The organism is Streptomyces sp. CNQ329 (genome assembly GCF_000482585.1).
In genome coordinates this window covers 1-3,041 of the sequence record NZ_AXVU01000124.1, presented here as the reverse complement: position 1 = coordinate 3,041, position 3,041 = coordinate 1, and the positions used below count along the sequence as shown (strand labels likewise).

General features: G+C 61.7%; 2 protein-coding genes. Both read left to right on the top strand.

What is annotated here, in order from left to right:
- Window positions 1-614 precede the first annotated feature (614 nt).
- Window positions 615-1,661, top strand: a complete 1,047-nt coding sequence (locus I003_RS35380) for a DNA-methyltransferase (protein ID WP_486584460.1) — start codon at window positions 615-617, stop codon at window positions 1,659-1,661.
- A 3-nt stretch (window positions 1,662-1,664) separates the two neighbouring features.
- Window positions 1,665-2,837 carry a NotI family restriction endonuclease gene (locus tag I003_RS0129225; protein WP_078564556.1) on the top strand — a complete coding sequence of 391 codons (1,173 nt, stop codon included), beginning with the start codon at window positions 1,665-1,667 and terminating at the stop codon, window positions 2,835-2,837.
- Window positions 2,838-3,041: the final 204 nt, after the last annotated feature.

Genomic DNA, 3,041 nt, shown 5'->3' with positions numbered 1-3,041 from the left:
CCCGCCTTGGCGGAACGGCGCTTCGGGGCGGCGGCCTTCGCCGCCCGCGCCGGGGCGTCCTCCGCCGTGGGCAGCGGAGAGCCGTGGGCGGTGCCAGCACCTAGTCTTCCGCAGCTCTGCGGGATGGCGCCCGGCCAGATCACCGTGGATGTCACCCACGGCCTGGACAATGCCCGGTTGGCCAGCCGCGTCATCGTCCCTCGCCAACGGGGCCTGTGGCAGGGACACCTTCCACACCCTCCTCATCAGCGACGGCGCCTCCCGCCTGAACTCAACGCATTCGCCCAGAACCGCGGGCCTCGTCCAGCCCACCTCCATTGGTGGTCGCAGACGGCGCTATGGGGCTCGGACCGGTGGCAGTTGCCGGTAGCTATAGAGCCTCGACGGCCACCCTGACCATCACCGACCCAGCGACTGGCGATGCCCTGGCGACCCTGAAGCCGCAGAAGGTGAGAACACCCATGTGCGTGTCCCTTGGCGATCAGCGAGGTTGCGGACGCCGTGATCGCGGCTGAGGTGGGCACGCCTGACAGGTAACGGACTGGCGGACAGCGCAGCCCTGCCTCCGGACGACCTGTTCGTCTCTGTCAGAGTCAACCTCTAGGCTGCTCTGCGTGGTGGCACAGATCGAAGAGATGACTCAGAGCGCAACACCCGAGACAAGCGATGGCCCGAACGCTGCTCAGATCAAGGTCCTTGGTGGGGATGCCTATGACCTCATGGCGGGCCTTCCTCCGGAGTCCATCGACCTGCTGATCACCTCCCCACCCTACTGGGGCCTCCGGAGCTACGGCCTAGATCACAACGAGGAGATCCTCAAGGAGTGGCTAGCTGAGGACAGTTCGCGCGCGCAGACCGATGTGCCACCCTACGAGTGGTACCGGAACCATGGCGGGGTGCTCGGGCTGGAGCCGCTTCCGGAGTGGTTCATCGGCCACCTAGTCGAAATCCTCCAGCTAAGCGCATCAGCACTGAAACCTCAGGGCAGTATGTGGATCAACATCGGCGACACCTACTTTGCCCGGTGGTCCAGCATTCGCCACGACGGCCGGCAGGGTCTCGGCGACAATCCGCGTTCGCGGCGGCGTACGCCGATGGGCGGGTATCGCCAGGAGAAGCAAATGCTACTCATCCCTGCACGCTTCGCCATTGCGATGCAAAACCTGCGATGGATCTTGCGTAATGACTTGATCTGGCACAAACCGAATGTCCCGCCGAGGCCGGAGAAGGATCGCCTCCGACTAACTCATGAACACTTCTTTCACTTTGTGAAACGCCCCAAGGAAGGCCGCGCTAAATATTACTACGAGTTCGAGGAAGTCGAAGGTGGAGCCCAAGACGTCGTTTATTACGACGTCGATGAAGCGGAAGCGGGCGCAAACGATGTGGTCAGAACCGGTGCGCGATCCGGATCTGATGGCCACTCTGCTACTTTCCCAGTCGACCTCATCAAGCCGCGGATTCTGACCTCATGCCCTCCCGGGGGGACGGTGCTTGACCCGTTCTGTGGGACTGGTAGGTCGCTTTCTGTCGCTGCGTCCACAGGGCGGAACGCTATCGGGTTCGAACTTAGTGAGCCCTTCCGTCAGGCCGCCGCCAGGAACGCAGCTGCCGCGCTGGGACAACAGCAACTTTCACTCGACGACGGAGCAGGTGAGTAACAGTTGTCTGGAGGAGACGCCAGCAACAAGGTAGCGAATAACGTCATCGGCGAATGGTTCGGGCATCGGGTTTTTCCGGTCGTCTCAGAAACACCGGAGAGCCTCAGCGACCAGGAGGCCGAGCGTTGCCCATTCATCACCAAGGCAACCGGGAAGAATACCGACTGCGTCAAGCGGAAGAACTCCAAAGGTGTCTGCACAATTAGCAGCACAAGCAACGGCCCGCGTCAGGACTGGCTGGCATGCCCGTTTCGGGCCTTGGATGATTCGATGCTTCAGGATGCGGCACACCGACTCTTTGGGTATGCCGTAAACGATGACGTCAGCATCATCGCCGCCACCATCCTGGCGGGTAAGCACGAAGCAGACGAATTACGTAAACGGGTCGCCGAAGGAAGGCCATCGATCGTCTACTTCCAGAACAAGCTCGGCGGGGAGATCTCTATCAGCCCCACAGATCGATCACCCGAATTCTCCTTTGACGCAACCATGATCGAGGTATTGCCGGACTCCGCTGGCGGGCTCACCATGGGCCGGTACGGGATTTTTGAAATTCAGACGATGGACTTCCACGGCACGTACAAGAAGTCGGTCGAGCTTCTTCGCTGGGCGCGTCATGCCCACAAAGGTGAGTTTGGACAGAGCGTTGCAACCCACCCTCAATGGCTCGCGGAAGGAATTGAAGGGCCCAATATCGCGAACGCTTTCAAGCGCACCTTCTATCAGATGATGTTCAAGTTTCAGATCGGCGCGCACGACGCCTCCGCAGGGTGCATCTTCGCGATCCCGCGCTCAGTCTGGGAGAGCTGGCAACGGCATCTCGGTCGTCCCGACCTGATCCAGCACACGGACGGTACGTGGCGTCTGCTACAAGACGGTCACCAGCCCGATAACAACCCACCAGCGTGGATCTACGTATTCGATATCGAACAATCCCAGGCACAGTCCCCTAATGCACTGAACCTTTGGCGCGTGATCGGGACTGACGCAGCCGCCCTTAGTCACTACACCTTGGACGTTTCTCCCGAAGCCGCACTGGCAACGGGAGGCTCAGTTGGCCGCCTTCGCGAAACGATTACGATGCGGCTGGCCAAGTACCTTCCGGAACTTCGTCCTGCCTCGAAGGGCAAGAAGGGGACGGCGAGCGGCGTATCCCCAGGGCAGATGAAACTGTGAGGTCGCCTGCGGCCAGAACTCACCCTCAACGCTGGAAGAAACGTGCGGCCATGGTGTGGAAAGAGTTCCCGGAGGCTGCCTGGGGGGTTCAGGGAGCCACGGCGAGCCCTCACGCCTGGGCGCACTCCACGTGGCCCCAGCCGGTGCCGTTCTTCGCGATCGTCGTGCCCGCCGCGTAGGACGTGCCGCACCGGCAGCGGCCCG